This is a genomic window from Zoogloea sp. (genome assembly GCF_041914405.1).
Classification (GTDB): Bacteria; Pseudomonadota; Gammaproteobacteria; order Burkholderiales; family Rhodocyclaceae; genus Zoogloea.
In genome coordinates, this window is sequence record NZ_JAYSDK010000024.1 from 15,260 (window position 1) to 30,678 (window position 15,419).

The window sequence follows — 15,419 nt, forward strand, 5'->3', positions numbered from 1 at the left end:
GAGTCGGCACGCGCTCAGAAGCGGTAGTTGGCCTTGAAGTAGTAGTAGCCGCCGTTGATGCCGATCGGCGAGAAGGACGCGTACTGGGAGATGTTCTGCCGGCCGGCGGCGTTGAGGGCCTGGCGGTAGTCGCTGTTGAGCTTGTCCGGATAGACGTTGAAGAGGTTGTTGGCGCCCACCGTCACGGCCCAGGCCTTGGTGATCTGCCGCGTCACGTCCAGGTCGGTGATGAACTTGGTGCCGGTGCGGTTCTCGTAATAGGTGACGTTGTTCACCGAGGTGTAATAGGACGACGGGCCGAAGACGTTCTCGCGCAGGTTCACCGTCCAGTCGTTCTTGCGCCACAGGGCGCCCAGGTTGATGCGGAAGGCCGGCGATGAATCCTCGATGTAGCTGATCGCCGTCTTGTCGAGGAACTGCTGGCCGTTGAGCTGGCTCGGCGCGCCCTTCACCTTGGTGACCTTCACCTGGTTGATGTTGGCACCCAGGCTCCAGTCCACCCGACCGAAGCGGCCGTACTCATCGGCATAGGTGACCACCGCGTCGGCGCCGGTGTTGCGCGTATCGCCGGCATTCGAGAAGACCACCACGCCGGTGGACGACATGCCGGCCGGAATGCTGTTGCCGTTGGCGACGATGGCTGCATTGACCGCCTCGGCGCGCACAGCGCCGTTGAGGGTGCCGTACAGGGAGCCGCTCTGCAGGATGCGGTCCTTGATGTTGATCTGATAGAGGTCCAGCGTGGCGGTCACCTTCGGTGCCGGCTTGGCGACGATGCCGATGCTGAGGTTGCGCGACTTCTCGGCCTTCAGCTCGTCGATGCCGAGCAGGCGCGCGGCGGCGGCCGAGGTTGGCAGGATCACCGAGGCGGTGGTCGGTGACACCGAGGTGGCGGAATAGCTCTGCTCGGCCAGCGTCGGCGCACGGAAACCGTTGCTGACGGTGCCGCGCAGCGCGAAGCTCGGGGCCACATCGTAGCGGCCGGTCAGCTTGCCGACGGTGGCGCTGCCGAAGTCGCTGTAGCGCTCGGTGCGCAGCGCGGCGTCGAGCTTCAGCTTGTCGATCGGCGAACCGGCCACGTCCACGTACAGCGCATTGCTGCGCCGCTTGTGGTTGCCGGCGTCGGACGGCGTGTAGCCGGGGAAGGCCGCCGCGCCGCCGCGGTAGATGGAGGCCGGCTCGCCGGCGCCGATGGCGTATTCGTCCACCCGGTGCTCGGCGCCGAAGGCCACGTTGAGCGGCGAGGCCCAGCCGACGTTGAAGTCGCGGCTGAAGTCCAGGTTGGTGGTGGTCTGGTTGGCCTTCAGGTAGCCCTCGTAGAAGCGGTTCTGGGTGCTGCCGGTGTCCTTCCACAACTGCACGTTGAGGGAGTCGATATTGCCTACCGAGGCGTAGTCGCGCCCGTAGGTGGTGGCCAGATCGTAGCGCCAGCCGGCCAGCGCCTCGCCCTTCACGCCGAGGGTGAAGGCGAAATCCTCTTCGTCATGGACTTCGATCGGGCTGAAGCCGAGGGGATAGACGCCCGGTGCGGTGGAGGTGCCGCGGTAGTTCTGGATCGCCTCGGCGTGCTTGGCGCCATAGGTGGCGAAGCCGTACAGCTCGGTACCGCCGGACAGGTCGATGCCGCCGTTGGCGGACAGGATGGTCTGGCGCACGGCCGCATCGCCGAAGGTACGGCCCACGTAAGGATAGCCCGGCGCATTCCGCACGTTGGCGTTGGCGGCGCTCAGATAGGGCGGCGCGAAGCGCGCGTCGAGATCGCTGCGGTCGCTGTGGCCGTGGTACTTGGTCTCCACGCTGAGGTTCAGGAAGGCGTCCTCGTGGGGCTTCAAGCCGATGTTGGCGGACAGGTTGCCGCTGGTGCCATCGCCATCGTAGTACTGGCCGCCACCGAAGCTGACTGTGCCGCCCTGGTCGTTGCGCTTGAGGATGATGTTGATGACGCCGGCAATCGCGTCGGAGCCGTACTGGGCGGCAGCGCCGTCCTGCAGCACCTCGATGTGGTCGATGGCGGACAGCGGGATCAGGCTCAGGTCGGCCGAGGCACCGCCGGAGAAGGCGCCGCCGGTAACATTGACGTTGGAGGTGCCGTGACGGCGCTTGCCGTTGACCAGGATCAGCGTGTGGTTGGGGTTGAGGCCGCGCAGGCGGGCGGCCGTGGTCAGCGCCGCCGCGTCGCCGCCCTTGGCGTCGGACGTGAAGGCCGGCACGTTCTGGGTGAGGGCCTGGATCAGGTCGGGCTGGCCGCTGCGCTTCAGCGTGGCGGCATCGAGGATCTGGATCGGCGCCGGGCTGTCGGCGGCCTTCAGGCCGGCCTGACGGGTGCCGGTGATGATGACGGTATCAAAGGACTGGGCCGGATCGGCTGCGCCGGGATCGGCGACCGGGGTCTGGGCCAGCGCGTAGCCGGATGACAGCAGGGTCAGCAGGGCAGTCGTGGGACGGAGGCTGGGGCTCATTGATTCCTCTTGGAGTGCTGACGGGATATCCGTTTGCGATGAACGGAACGAGCCGAAATTATCCCTGGCAGGATTCCTGCATGGCATTGGAGGAAAGGACAATCAACCTCAACATTGCGCCAAGACCTTGCTCATATCCATATGAAAATAAAAGATAAAAACAAGCTCGTCGTGTCCGTCGCCTACGACCGGCTGGGCGCCTTCGAATTCGGTTGCGTGACCGAGATATTCGACTTGCAGCGCCCGGAGCTGGATGTGGACTGGTACCGCTTCGCGGTCTGCTCGGCCGAGGGCGGAAGCCTGCGCGCCAGCGGCGGCATCCGCTTCGAAGCGCCCAACGGGCTGGAGATCCTCGACCAGGCCCATACCATCATCATCCCCGGCTGGCGCGACCCGGACGAGCCGCCGCCCGACGCGCTGCAAGACCAGCTGCGCGCCGCCTATGCGCGCGGCACGCGCATCTGCTCGATCTGCTCAGGGGCGTTCGTGCTGGCCTGGTCGGGCCTGCTGGACGGCAAGCGCGCCACCACCCACTGGCGCTTTACGGACAAGATGAAACGACGCTTCCCGAGCATCCAGGTCGAGGCCGACTCCCTCTACGTGGATGCCGGCCAGATCCTCACCTCGGCAGGCTCGGCGGCCGGGCTGGACATGATGCTGTACCTGGTGGCGCGGGATTACGGCAGCCGGGTGGCCAACCGGGTCGCCCAGCGCCTGATCGTGCCGCCGCACCGGGAAGGCGGCCAGGCCCAGTTCGTGTCGCGGCCGATGCCTGCCGACGAATCCGGTCGCCTGTCGCGCCTGATCGACTGGATCCGCCAGCACCTCGGCCACCCGCACACGGTGGCCTCGCTGGCCGACCGGGCCGCCATGAGCCCACGCACGCTGCAGCGCCAATTCCGCGAATCGACCGGCCTGTCGCCCTACGAATGGCTGCTGCAGGAAAGGGTGGCGCTGGCCAAGCAGCTGCTGGAAACGCCGCATGTGCCGATCGCGGCGATCTGCGAGCAGGCCGGCTTCGGCTCGGAGGAGTCCTTCCGCCACCACTTCCGGCGCATCGCGCGGGTCAGCCCGTCGAGCTACCGCCGCGCTTTTTTGCAGACCCAGGACGACGTGGCGGAGGACGCCGCGGCCTGAGCTTCTTCCGCAGCCGCCCGCTGCTGCGGGCCGGGCAGCGCCGCCACAGCGCTGCTGCCCGGCCCGCACGGAAAGCTGCTGATCGGCGCGGTGGATACGCGCTTCAGGAGCCCGGCGCGCAGTCCTTCATGCAGCGCGTGCCGACCACGTCCGGGCGGTCGTCCACCTTGAAGCCGTCCCGGTTGGGCATCACGATGCGCGGCAGACTGGCCGCATCGAGGCGCCCGTCGGCCGGCAGCAAACCGTTGAGGTGCAGCACGTAGGCGCTCACCGCATAAACCTCGTCCGGCGACAGGGACTGGGGGCTGTCGAAGGGCATCGCCCGCCGCACGTAGTCGAACAGCGTGGTGGCATGGGGCCAGAAGCTGCCGACGGTACGCACCGGCGTCTTGGTGGCGAGGCTACCCTGCCCGCCGGCCAGCCGGTCGGCAATGCCGTTCTGGCCGCCGGCCCCGTGGCAGGCGATGCAGCGGGTCTCATAGATGCGCTGGCCGGCGGCCACCGTGCCGCTACCGGGCGGCAGGCCGCGGCCGTCCGCGTCGATGTCGATGTCCCAGGCGGCCAGCTGGGTGGCGTCCACCGGCGTGCCGAGACCAAGGGGCTGGGCGTTGCGCACGGGCTGGCTGTGGCAGGCGGACAGCGCGGCCGACAAGGCCAGCGCACCGAGCAAGGCCGCCAGCGGCTTGCGTTCAAACATGGACATTGTGCACCTCCCCGCTGGGCAGCACCTGCCAGCTCTGAATGCCGTTGTAATGGTAGGCGGACTCGGTGCCGCGGGCAGCGATGAGCTGGCTGCGGGTCGGCTGCACGTTGCCGTGGCTGTCCACTGCGCGGCTCTGCAGCACCGCCGGGCCACCGTCCCACAGCCAGGGCAGGCTGAAGCGGGTCAGCGCGCGGTCGAGCACCGGCGTCTGCAGCACCGCCTCTTCCCAGTTGCGGCCGCCGTCGATGGACACGTCCACGCGGCGGATGCGCCCGTGGCCGGACCAGGCCAGGCCGGTGATCTGCTGGCGGCCGCGGTTCTTCAGGGTCTGCCCGCCGGATGGCCCGGTGATCACCGACTTCACGTCGAGCACGAAGGAGAACTGGCGTGAGCTGCCGTCCGGCAGCAGGTCGGTGTATTTGGACGTTTCCTGGCGGCTCTGCCACGGCGCGGTGCCGAGCTTGAGGCGGCGCAGCCACTTGACGCTGATGTTGCCCTCCCAACCCGGCAGCAGCAGGCGCAGCGGGTAGCCCTGCTCCGGGCGCAGCATCTCACCATTCTGGGCGTAGACGATCAGTGCATCGTCGAGGGCCTTGTCCAGCGGCACGCTGCGCGTCATCGCCGCCGCGTCCGCCCCTTCGGCCAGCAGCCATTTGGCCTCCGGCGCCACGCCGACCTCCTGCAGCAGGGTGCCGAGGGATACGCCGGTCCACTCGCAGCAACTGAGCAGGCCGTGCAATGACTGCACGGTGAGCTTGCGCGCCGGCCGCCACTCGCTGCCGCTGTTACCGGCGCATTCGAGGAAATGCACCCGCGACACCGCCGGAAAGCGCAGCAGGTCGTTGAGGCTGAAGGACAGCGGCCGCTCCACCAGGCCATGGATCACCAGCCGGTGCTGCTCCGGGTCGATGTCGGGAATACCGGCGTGGTGGCGCTCGAAGACCAGCCCGTTGGGGGTGATGGTGCCGAAGATGTCGGCCAGCGGCGTCAGGCTCGACGCGGCGGTGGGGAAGGTCGGCTGGGCGCCTTCGCGGACGCGGCGGATCACCCGCCCCTCGAAACCCGACGGCTGGCCGTAGGGATTGGCCACCGGCCGCCCCTGGCTGCGCGTCCACGCCGGCACCGGCAGCACGTCGCCGGCGGCGCGGGCCGGACCGGCCAATGCGGCAGCAGCAGCGCCACCGGCCAGCGCCGCCCCCCCCTGCAAAAAGCGACGGCGGCCAGGCGGCTTGGCACTTTTATCGGCAACCAGGTCGGCACCGGCATCGAGGCCGGGCGGAGGCAGATAGGGGGGCATGGGTCCTCGCGGGGGTCGTGGAAAGAAAGGGCTACACGCAATCGTCGGTGGCCAGCGGCACCTGGCCGGGCCGCGTCGGGGCCATCGCCACCAGTTCGCCGGCCTGGAAGCACCACAGGCTGCCGGCCGGCATCGCCACCCAGTGCTCGTTGGCGGTCAGCGGCACGGTGGCGACGATGACGCTGCGGGTTGCCGGGTCGAGGCTGCGGCCGAGGTCGACGCTGAGCTCGGTGTCCACCAGGTGCACGTCACCAAAGGGTGCCTGGCGCGTCACGTGGCTGAGGCGGGTAGAACAATGGGCGAACAGCAGCTCGCCGTCGGACAGCAGGAAATTGATGACGCCGAAGCGGGTCAGCGCGATGGCCGCCCCCTGCAGCCACTCGAAGAGAGCCAGCCGTTCTGGCCGGCTGTCGCCGAAGCGGCGCTGCAGGCCCTCCATCAGCCAGCAGAAGGCCAGCTCGCTGTCGGTGGTGCCGGCCGGCCGGAAGCGCCCTTCGATGACCGGCGCGAAGTCGAGCAGCGTGCCGTTGTGGGCGAACACCCACTGGCGCCCCCATAGCTCACGGGAGAAGGGATGGGTGTTCTCCAGACGGATCGCCCCGATGGTGGCCTTGCGGATGTGGGCGATGATGGTGGTAGCGTGCAGCGGGTGATCCGCCACCAGCGCCGCCAGCCGCGACGAGCAGGCCGGCTGCGGGTCGTGCAGCACGCGCACGCCGCCCTCCTCGAAGAAGGCGATACCCCAGCCGTCGGCGTGCTTGTCCGTCTCTCCACCACGGGCCCGGAAGCCCGTGAAGGAGAAGCAGATGTCGGTGGGCAGGTTGCTGTTCAGGCCAAGCAGTTGGCACATGGCGGTAATTCGTGGGGGCGAATTCATTCGCCCTCTGTCCCTTCAATGATGTCTGCGGGCGAATAAATTCGCCCCCACAGGGTCGAGCTGGGCCTGTAGGACGCCTTCCAGCCGGCCTACCAGCTGTAGCCGGCCTTCACGTAGGTGAAGCGGCCGTTGAAACCGAAGGGCGAGCTCTGGCTGTAGGGCAGCACGGTGTTCGGCGTGGTGGCGGCGGTCAGGCGGTCGGGGTACTTGTCGGTGAGGTTGTCCACGCCGGCGGTGAAGGTCCATTGCTTGAGCTTGTAGCTGGCCGCCACGTCGAGCACCCAGCTGGCGCTGAAGGTTTGGTCGAGGGACGGGTTGCTGGCATGGTAGGCGGTGAATTCGCCATAGCGGGTCAGCTGGCCGCGCAGGCCCCAGGCATTCCAGGCGTAGTCGGCACCAAGGGTCAGCTTGTCGTTGGGCGAGCCCTTGGTGATGCGCCCGACTTCGGCGCGGCCGACGCGCTGCACCGCCAGCCCGTTCTGGGCCAGGATCGCCGGGTTGGCGGCGATGTGGGTGATGTCGGTGGTGTTGTAGTTGTAGCCCAGGCTCAGATCGACGCGGCCACGGCTGGCCAGGTCGAGCCGGTAGGTGCTGACCAGATCGATGCCGCGGGTGCGGGTATCGATCGCATTGGTGAAGTAGCGCCCGCCGTCGGTGTTGGGATAGCCGTTGGCGGCGAGAAAGTTGCGCACCGCCACGCCGGTGAGGTTTTCGGACAGCGCGATACGGTCCTTGACGTCGATCTGGTAGGCATCGATGGAGGTCGTGAACACCTTGCTCGGCTGGAACAGCAAGCCCAGGCTGAAGTTGTTGGACTTCTCGGCCTTCAGCTTTTCGGCACCGAGCTGGCGCGCCACCGGATCGCTGACCGCGAAGGTGCGCACGTCGTAGGGCACGCTGCTGATGAAGCTGGTGGTCGTCGTCGAGTAGTACTGCTGCACCAGCGACGGTGCGCGGAAGCCGTTGGAGACGGTGCCGCGCAGCGCCAGTGCCGGCGTCACGGCGTAGCGGCCGGCCAGCTTGGCCGAGGTGGCGTCACCGAAGTCGGAATAGTTCTCGCCGCGCAGGGCCACCGAGCCGCTGAACTTCTTGGTGATGTCAGCCTCCAGATTCAGGTACAGCGCCTTGCTGTCCCGCTTGTGGGTACCCGCATCGGCCGGCCGGAAGCCGGAAAAGACCTGGGCGCCAGTGCCGAAATAGGAATCCGGGTCACCCGCCGAAATGGCGTATTTCTCGTTGCGCGACTCGGCGCCCCAGGCCACCGTCAGCGGGCCGGCCAGCCAGCCGAGTACGTACTCCTTGGCGAAGTCGGCATTGACCAGGGTCTGGGTGTTTTCCAACTCACCGTCGAAGAAGCGGGTCGGGCTGGTGGCGCCGAGGCTGGTGTTGAGGGAGTGCTCGATGTTGAGGCGGTAGCGGTTGGTGCCGTGATTGACGCTCACATCCCAGCGCCAGCCGCCGTCGGTAGTGCCGCGCAGGCCAGCCACCAGGGACTGGTCGAGGCTGTTGCTGGCCTCGATCGGCAGGTAGCCGTTGGGGTAGATCGCCCGGATGTTGCGGCTGTCCAGCGCCGGGCGGTAGAAACCGGCGGCATGGGTGTCGCGGCTGGCGTAGTTGCCGAAGACGTAGGCTTCCACGTCGTCGTTGATCGTCAGCTGGCCGTTGAGAAAAACCGAGGACTGGTCGCTATCCGGGTCGCCGAAGCGCTGGCTGACCTGGCCATACAGGGGCTCCAGCGGGTTGCGGTAGTCGGGCAGCGCACGGTTGGTGGAGTTCTGCTCGCGCTTTTCGGCGCTGACGCGCAGCCAGCCGCGGTCGGACAGGGGCAAACCGAAATTGACGCTCTGCTTGTTCTGGATACCGTCGCCTTCCTTGTACTTACCATAGGAAGCCTCCACGCCGCCCCCTTCGGCACCGCGCTTGAGGACGATGTTGATGACACCGGCGATGGCGTCGGAGCCGTACTGGGCCGCCGCGCCATCACGCAGCACCTCGATGCGCTCGATGGCCGACAGCGGGATCGCGTTGAGATCCACCGGCGCCGAGCCGCGCCCCTGGGTGCCGCTGGAATTGAGGATGGACGTCGTGTGGCGGCGCTTGCCGTTGACCAGCACCAGGGTCTGATCGGGCGACAGGCCGCGCAGCTGGGCCGGGCGTACCGAGTCGGTGGCGTCGGTGACGGACGGGCGTGGGAAGTTCAGCGACGGCAGCAGGCGGGCCAGTGCGGTGGCCAGTTCGGTGGTACCGGTACTCTCCAGATCCTTGACGCTCAGCTGATCGATCGGCGACAGGGATGCCGCGACGGTGCGTCCCTTGGCACGGGTGCCGGTGACGATGACGGTGTCGAGATCGACGCCGCCGTCACCCTTGGCCGGCGCCTGCTGGGCGATGGCAGATCCGGCAAAGGCGGAAGCGAGGCTGAGGGCGAGGAGACTGGGCGAAAAACGGCGCGCACGGGGCATCATGGACAGGGACCTTGTCTTGTTCTGACGGACGGGATACAGCCCGTCGTCAGCGCAAAATCCGCGCCATGCTGGCGTTTCTCGCCGCCAGCGCTACGCCCGCTCCCTGCGTTCCCGCTACTTTCCCGCTAAATGGCAGGCACGCCCGCTCCCGCCTCACACCAGGCGCAGAGGCCGCCATGCCGTGCAATGCCCGCCCGTTGCTGGCTTATGCGCAGCCTCGCGGCATCCCTGCTGCAATCCAGACACTCAGCCGTGACGGGCAGCCATGTGCTCGGCGATCAACTCGGTCTGGAAGCGGCTCACCGCATCCGGATCAGTGAAGATGGTCTGGGTATTGTTCTGGGCCTTGTAACCCGGCCCCCCGGCCTTGCCCTTGACGACGAAGGTGCCCTCCCCGGACGCCGACCAGTTGGTGGAGCCTTCACCACCGACCTTGCCATCGGCGACGAAGCCCTTGGTGTGGCTGATCTGGTGGGTGGCCGACTGGCCGACGACGAAGTAGGTGTTGAAGGCAGTCGGATTGCGGGCCATGTCGGAGTCGAGCAGCTTCTTCTCGTGCACGCCGCCGGCCTGGCTCTTGTCCAGGGTGATCATCATCGTGATTCCCGGATCGGCTGCTAGCGTCATCAGGATGTCGTTCAGCTCATCGTCGTCGAAGCCAAACATGTTCATGTAAAGGGAAACGCTGACCCGCGACAGCACATGCTTGAGGATCTCATGGACATCGTCGCGGCCCACATAGAACAGATGGAAGTCCTTGCTGGCATTGGTCGAATAGGATTTCTCCTGGGTGTATTGCTGCAGGTCGAGTAGATCGAAGCGCTGCAGGGTCTGGGTTGGATCCTGAACCACATTGCTGGGGCTAGTGGTAGCGAGCGTATCCATCTGGCAGTACCTCCACGGTCGCTGTCGGCGCCGGCCATCCGGCGGGCCGGCATACCCCCTGATGCAAGGGGGACACCCTGTGTTGTAGGGCATGCGCGCCTAATTGCCAGGTAAGGGCGCGTCAGCCCTCCGCTCGCTGTCGGTGACGCCGGCCGGAAGCCCCTGAAGGAGAAGCAGATGTCGGTAGGCCGGTTGCTGTTCAGGCCAGGCGTGCCGCACGCACCCAGTGGGGGCGAATTCATTCGCCCTCCGTCCCTTCAATGACGCCTGCGGGCGAATGAATTCGCCCCCACGGATTAGGGCTTACCTGCGCTAGTCGGCCGGTTCGGAGCGATCGCGGGATACTTGCTGGACAAGGACGTCAAACAGAATCAGCATGAATGACTCCGGCACACCGGACCCGGATCGTGAACCAGAAGCGGCTGCCTTGTCCCACCTCACTCGAACAGCCGGCCGTGCCGCCCATCGCCTCGGCAAGTTTCTTCACCGTCACCAGGCCGATGCCGGTGCCGCCGAAGCGCCGGGTCGGCGAATTGTCCACCTGCTCGAAGATGGAAAACAGGCGCGGCACCGCGTCCGCCGGGATGCCGATGCCGGTGTCGCGCACCTCGAAGCGCAGGGTGACGGCGGCCAGGCCGCCCGAGGCATCCTGCGCCTCGGCCTCCCGCGTCGCGACGACACAGACCGAGCCCTTCTCGGTGTAGGTGAGGGCGTTGCCGAGATAGCACTGCAGCGCGATGCGCAGGTTGGCGGGATCGCCGGTGACCACCAGCCCGAGCAGCGCGTCCGCGTCGGCGACGAGCTGCAGCTGCTTGGCCGTGGCCCGCGCCTGGCTCTCCTCCACCACCTCCTCCACCACCGCGCCGGCATCGAAGGGTTCCTCGCGCAGCACGATGGTCCGCGACTCCAGCTCGGTCAGCTTGAGGATGCCGTCCACCAGGTCGATGAGCCGCTTGTGGATCGGCACCATCTTGTCCGTCAGGTTCTTCTGCTTGTCCGACAGCTCGGTGCGCTGCAGCAGATGGATCATCGCCGACAGCTGGTGCAGCGGGGTGCGCAGCTCATGGGACATGTTGCCAAGGAAATGGGTCTTGGCGACGCTGGCCGCCTCGGCCGCCAGCTGGGCCTTGCGGAGCGCCGTGGTGCGCTCGGCGACCAGCTCCTCCAGCTTGTCGTTGTAAAGCCGCAGCGCCACCTCCTTGGCCCGCAGCGCCAGCTGCACGTCCACCCGCGCCCGCACCACGTCCGGATTGATCGGCTTGTGGATGAAGTCCATCGCACCGGCGGCGAGGGCCGCGGACTCGCTGGCCGAGTCGCTCATCGCCGTCACAAAGATGACCGGGATGTCACGGGTCGCCGGCTCGCCCTTCAGCTGGCGCAGGACCTCGTAGCCGTCCATGCCGGGCATCTGCACGTCGAGGAGGATCAGCTCGGGCGGGGTCCGGGCGATGAACTCAAGCGCCTGCTCGCCGGACAACGCGAAACTGACCTTGCAGCGGTCGGACAGGATGTGCGCCAGGACCTGCACATTGCTCGGCGCGTCATCGACGATCAGGATCAGCGGCTTGGTGGTCATGTCGGCAGGTCGGTTTCCCCGGTTCCATAGGGCTTGAGCAACTGGTGCCCCCCTCTGAAGTCCAGTCGGGCCATGCAGCCAGCCAATTCGTCAAACAGTGTAGCGCCGATGTGGGCGCGCAAGGCCGGCGCCAGCGCGTCGAAACAGGCCCCGGCCTCGAAATCCTGCGCTTCCAGCAAGGCGCACAGGGTGTCGATCTGCCTCCGGTCCACCGGCCCCGCCGCCTGGCTGGCCAGTTCGAGGGCCCGCGCGGCCGCGTCCTGGCGGGCGGCGATCACCGGCCCGGCCGCCTCCCGCAAGCCGGCCAGCGCCGCGCTGAGGGCCTGCCAGGCCGGCGCCAGCCCGGCCGCATCGCCGGCCTGGGCCAGGCTCTCGACCTGGGCCGCGCGCCGCGCGATATCGACGGCGCCGATCAGGCCGGCGTTCCCGACCAGCTTGTGCATGCGCTTCGCCAGGGCCTCGCCCGCCGGCACAGCCCCATCGGCAGGCGCCTCGGTGAACTCTCCGAGAAAGCGATCCACCATCGAGACGTAGAGCTCGACGTCGTCACCCAGCCGGTGCCGGGCCGCCGCCGTGTCGAGCCCGGCGATCTCAGGCCAGCCGCCGGACGGCTCCCCGCCACCCCGGGCCAGCGGCCGGGCCTCCGGTGGCACGCCGCGGCGGCGCTCCAGTTCGGCCCGCAGGGTGGCAATCAGCTGTTGCGGATCGACCGGCTTGGTCAGGAAGGCGGAGGCACCGGCCGCCAGGGCCTGCTCTTTCTGGCTGGCCAGCGCACCGGCCGTGAAGGCGACGATGGGAATCTGGCTCAGGCGGCTGTCCTCGCGGATCCGCCGGGTGGCGGTGAAGCCGTCCATCACCGGCATCTGCATGTCCATCAGCACGATATCGACGGCCCCGGCGTGCATCGCCAGCCAGTCCAGCGCCTGCTGCCCGTTCATGCACAGGCTCACCTCCGCGCCCTGGCGGCTCAGGATGTTGAAGGCGACGTCGAGATTCATCTCGCTGTCGTCCACCACCAGCGCCCGCACCCCGCTCAGCCACTGGAAGCCCTTGAGATCCAGCCGGGCCTCGGCCTGGGGCAGCGCCGCCGGATCGGCGGCGATCAGCGGAATCTCGACCCAGAACACGCTGCCCTGCCCGAGTTCGCTGCTCACCCCGACCCGGCCGCCCATCAGCTCGGCCAGCTTGCGGACGATGGACAGGCCCAGCCCGGTGCCGCCAAAGCGGCGGGTGGTGGATGCCTCGGCCTGGGTGAAGGGCGCGAACAGGGAGTCGATGGCCTCGCGCCGGATGCCGATGCCGCTGTCCGCCACTTCGCAGCGCAGCAGCCGCGGCGTCCCCTCCACAGCCTGCAGGCTCATGCGGACCTGGCCCCGGGCGGTGAATTTGATCGCGTTGCTGAGCAGGTTCATCAAGACCTGGCGCAGCCGCGTCTCATCGCCCAGCACCACCGGCGGAATCCCCTCCGGCAGCGGCACCACGTCAAAGGCCAGCCCCTTGTCGACCGCCTGCACCGCGAACACCGAGCGCAGCTCCTCCAGCAGCGCCGGCAGGCTGAAGGGCCGGTTCTCCAGCGCCAGCTCGCCGGCCTCGATCTTCGACAGGTCCAGCGTGTCGTTGATGATGGTCAGCAGCGTCCGGCCGGCGATCTGGATCTTGCCCAGGGTGGCCCGCTGCTCGTCGTCGAGGGCGGTCTGCTCGAGCAGCAGGGACATGCCGAGCACCGCGTTCATGGGCGTGCGCAGCTCATGACTGATGAAGGCCAGGAATTCCCCCTTGGCCCGGCTGGCATCCTCGGCGGCGTGCTTGGCCATCACCAGCGCCTGCTCGACGAGCTTCTGCTCGGTCATGTCGAGAACTGTCCCGGTCATGCTGACCGGCACGCCGGCCGCGTCGCGCTGGACCTCACCCTGGGACAGGATCGTGCGCTGGGTGCCGTCCTTGCGGTTGATGCGGCACTCGACCCGGTAGGTGGCCCGGCCGGCCAAGGTCTCGGCGATGGCCGCCTTGACCTTGGCGTGATCCTCCGGCACCACCAGCTCGAAGAAGTGGTCGTAGCTGGCTTCGACCTCCCCCGGCTCATAGCCGAAGAGGCGGAACAGCTCGTTCGACCACTCATTGGCGCCGGACGCCACATCCCAGGTCCAGCTGCCCAGATTGGCGATCTTCTGGGCGTCGCGCAGGTGCTTCTGGATCTGCTGCTGGCGCTTCTCGGCCTGCTTGCGCTCCGTGATGTCCTCGACCATGCACAGGTGGCGCGGCCGCTCCCCCGGCGCCACCTGCACCGGCGCAACCTTCATGCGGATCCACACCGGACTGCCGTCCGGGCGGAGGTAGCGCTTGTCCATCTCGAAGAAGGAGATCTCGCCGACGTTGAGGCGGGCCATGTTGGCCAGGTCTTCCGGGAGATCGTCGGGATGGGTGATGGCCATCCAGTCGACCCTCAGCATCTCGTCCCGTGTGCGCCCGGCAATCGCCGCAAACTTCGGGTTCACCTCTTGGATGCGCCCGCTCCGGGAGTCGATCAGCGCGATCCCCACCGGCGCCTCGTCGAAGATGGTGCGGAAGCGCTGCTCCGACTCCTGGGTGAGCTGCATGGCCTGCTCCGCCACCTCCTGGGCGTTGAGCCATTCGGCCCGGTAGCGCCGCTCGGAATCGATGTTGCGCCAGCCGCCGACACAGGCGTGCAGCTGGCCGTCGGCATCGCCAACGGGATTGATCCGCACGGACACCCAGCAATAGCTGCCGTCGCGCTTGCGCAGTCGCGCCTCGAAGACCCCCGAGCGCCCCGGCTGCAAGCCCTCGCGGAAATCCAGCACCGCGGCACGGTCGTCCGGGCTGACGAAATCGGCAAAGGGCTTGCCGACCATCTCCTCCGGCGCCCAGCCGAGCTGGCCGGTCACCGACGGCGAGATCCACTCCAGCACACCGTCGTGGCTGGCCTTGAAGACCACGTCCGAGGCGTTCTCGGCGAGCAGCTGGAAGCCGCCCCGCGACGCCTCAAGCTCCCCCGTGCGGGACGCCACCTGGACGGCAAACTGGTAGGCGAGCAGGACGAAGACCACCACCACCGCCAGCCCGATCAGCAACATGCGTTGCCGCAAGGCCCGCAGCTCGCCCATCGCGTCATCGAAGCGCTCGCGCAGCACGATGTGCCAGCCCAGGCCGTTGTCCTCGCCCGGCACCGGCACGACAGCGGTGAGATAGCGCACCCCGTCGATGACCTCGTCGAACACCCCCTGCGCCCCTTGTAGCCCCGCCGGCACGATGACGGCCCCGAGGCGGCCGTAGGGATACAACGCAACACCTTGGGCGCTGGCGATCAAGACCTCCGGCCGGGTGACGTCGGTCCGGGCGATGGCCTTCTCGACTGTCGCGGTCACCCAGCCCCACGGAACATGCGCGGCCAGCACGCCCTTCAGCTGCCCCTTGCCATCGTGGATCGGGGCGGCGACATCGATGAAACGCAGGGGCTCGGCGTCCCCCGGCCTGGCCAGATGGCGGGCCAGCAGGACCGCATCATGCACGTCGCCGACGAAGGGGCCGGCCAGGCCGGCCTTGAACCACGGGCGGCCGCTGACGTTTTCCCCCACCAGCAGCTGCCCGGTGGCCTGGAGGACTTTTCCATCCGGATCGGCCAGGCCGATCCACACGAAATCGCTACGCAGCGCCTGATGCTTTTCGAGGAGCGCCCGCATCGCCGGCGCCGCCAGATCCCCCTGCTGCAACACCGGGCTGGAGCTCAGCAGCACGACCTCCCGGCGCCGCTCCTGCAGGCCCACCGCCAGCAGGTCGGCCGCCATCGCCGCGCTGCCCTGCAGGCCCTGAGTCGCATTGCGGACGGCCTGCTCGGCGATGAGCTGGCCGAAATAGAGCATCGTCGCCACCAGCATGACCAGCGCAATGCCGCCGAGTCCCAGCGACAACGGGCTGCGGACACTGCGCAGGAAGGATGGGACAGGGACGAACGGGGGCATGGGCGCAGAGACAAGCCAGATAAGCACTTGCATCATTATTGTG

The 15,419-nt window shown here is 67.8% G+C and carries 9 protein-coding genes; 1 reads left to right on the plus strand and 8 read right to left on the minus strand.

Going from position 1 to position 15,419, the window contains the following annotated elements; genetic code table 11:
- Positions 1 to 14: 14 nt before the first annotated feature.
- Complete coding sequence (locus tag ACE3RX_RS14830; protein WP_374485250.1) at positions 15 to 2,459, minus strand: TonB-dependent receptor plug domain-containing protein; 2,445 nt, start codon at positions 2,457 to 2,459, stop codon at positions 15 to 17.
- A 141-nt stretch (positions 2,460 to 2,600) separates the two neighbouring features.
- Here ACE3RX_RS14830 and ftrA point away from each other — a divergent pair, with 141 nt between their 5' ends.
- Positions 2,601 to 3,596, plus strand: coding sequence for a transcriptional regulator FtrA (gene ftrA, locus ACE3RX_RS14835; RefSeq protein WP_374485253.1), 996 nt, complete (start codon positions 2,601 to 2,603; stop codon positions 3,594 to 3,596).
- Positions 3,597 to 3,699: 103 nt separating this feature from the next.
- On the opposite strand, the gene ACE3RX_RS14840 is transcribed toward ftrA, so the two are convergent.
- The 7 genes from ACE3RX_RS14840 to ACE3RX_RS14870 form a co-directional block, all read right to left on the minus strand.
- Positions 3,700 to 4,299 carry a c-type cytochrome gene (locus ACE3RX_RS14840; RefSeq protein WP_374485257.1) on the minus strand — a complete coding sequence of 200 codons (600 nt, stop codon included), beginning with the start codon at positions 4,297 to 4,299 and terminating at the stop codon, positions 3,700 to 3,702.
- Positions 4,286 to 5,596, minus strand: a complete 1,311-nt coding sequence (gene soxC, locus ACE3RX_RS14845) for a sulfite dehydrogenase (protein WP_374485261.1) — start codon at positions 5,594 to 5,596, stop codon at positions 4,286 to 4,288. The genes ACE3RX_RS14840 and soxC overlap by 14 nt, the downstream gene beginning before the upstream one ends.
- Before the next feature lie 31 nt (positions 5,597 to 5,627).
- Positions 5,628 to 6,446 carry a class II glutamine amidotransferase gene (locus ACE3RX_RS14850; RefSeq protein ID WP_374485264.1) on the minus strand — a complete coding sequence of 273 codons (819 nt, stop codon included), beginning with the start codon at positions 6,444 to 6,446 and terminating at the stop codon, positions 5,628 to 5,630.
- Positions 6,447 to 6,562: 116 nt separating this feature from the next.
- Positions 6,563 to 8,938: a TonB-dependent receptor plug domain-containing protein gene (locus tag ACE3RX_RS14855; protein WP_374485268.1), complete on the minus strand. Its 2,376-nt coding sequence runs from the start codon at positions 8,936 to 8,938 to the stop codon at positions 6,563 to 6,565.
- 246 nt (positions 8,939 to 9,184) lie between these two features.
- Complete coding sequence (locus ACE3RX_RS14860; protein WP_374485272.1) at positions 9,185 to 9,823, minus strand: hypothetical protein; 639 nt, start codon at positions 9,821 to 9,823, stop codon at positions 9,185 to 9,187.
- 361 nt (positions 9,824 to 10,184) lie between these two features.
- Complete coding sequence (locus tag ACE3RX_RS14865; protein ID WP_374485276.1) at positions 10,185 to 11,399, minus strand: response regulator; 1,215 nt, start codon at positions 11,397 to 11,399, stop codon at positions 10,185 to 10,187.
- Complete coding sequence (locus tag ACE3RX_RS14870) at positions 11,396 to 15,376, minus strand: PAS domain S-box protein (protein WP_374485280.1); 3,981 nt, start codon at positions 15,374 to 15,376, stop codon at positions 11,396 to 11,398. The genes ACE3RX_RS14865 and ACE3RX_RS14870 overlap by 4 nt, the downstream gene beginning before the upstream one ends.
- Between the last annotated feature and the right edge of the window lie 43 nt (positions 15,377 to 15,419).

Bases quoted from the DNA above. Each gene is read 5' to 3' on its own strand.
- ACE3RX_RS14830 (WP_374485250.1), bottom strand. From the start codon at position 2,459: ATGAGCCCCAGCCTCCGTCCCACGACTGCCCTGCTGACCCTGCTGTCA.
- ftrA (WP_374485253.1), top strand. From the start codon at position 2,601: ATGAAAATAAAAGATAAAAACAAGCTCGTCGTGTCCGTCGCCTACGAC.
- ACE3RX_RS14840 (WP_374485257.1), bottom strand. From the start codon at position 4,299: ATGTCCATGTTTGAACGCAAGCCGCTGGCGGCCTTGCTCGGTGCGCTG.
- soxC (WP_374485261.1), bottom strand. From the start codon at position 5,596: ATGCCCCCCTATCTGCCTCCGCCCGGCCTCGATGCCGGTGCCGACCTG.
- ACE3RX_RS14850 (WP_374485264.1), bottom strand. From the start codon at position 6,446: ATGTGCCAACTGCTTGGCCTGAACAGCAACCTGCCCACCGACATCTGC.
- ACE3RX_RS14855 (WP_374485268.1), bottom strand. From the start codon at position 8,938: ATGATGCCCCGTGCGCGCCGTTTTTCGCCCAGTCTCCTCGCCCTCAGC.
- ACE3RX_RS14860 (WP_374485272.1), bottom strand. From the start codon at position 9,823: ATGGATACGCTCGCTACCACTAGCCCCAGCAATGTGGTTCAGGATCCA.
- ACE3RX_RS14865 (WP_374485276.1), bottom strand. From the start codon at position 11,399: ATGACCACCAAGCCGCTGATCCTGATCGTCGATGACGCGCCGAGCAAT.
- ACE3RX_RS14870 (WP_374485280.1), bottom strand. From the start codon at position 15,376: ATGCCCCCGTTCGTCCCTGTCCCATCCTTCCTGCGCAGTGTCCGCAGC.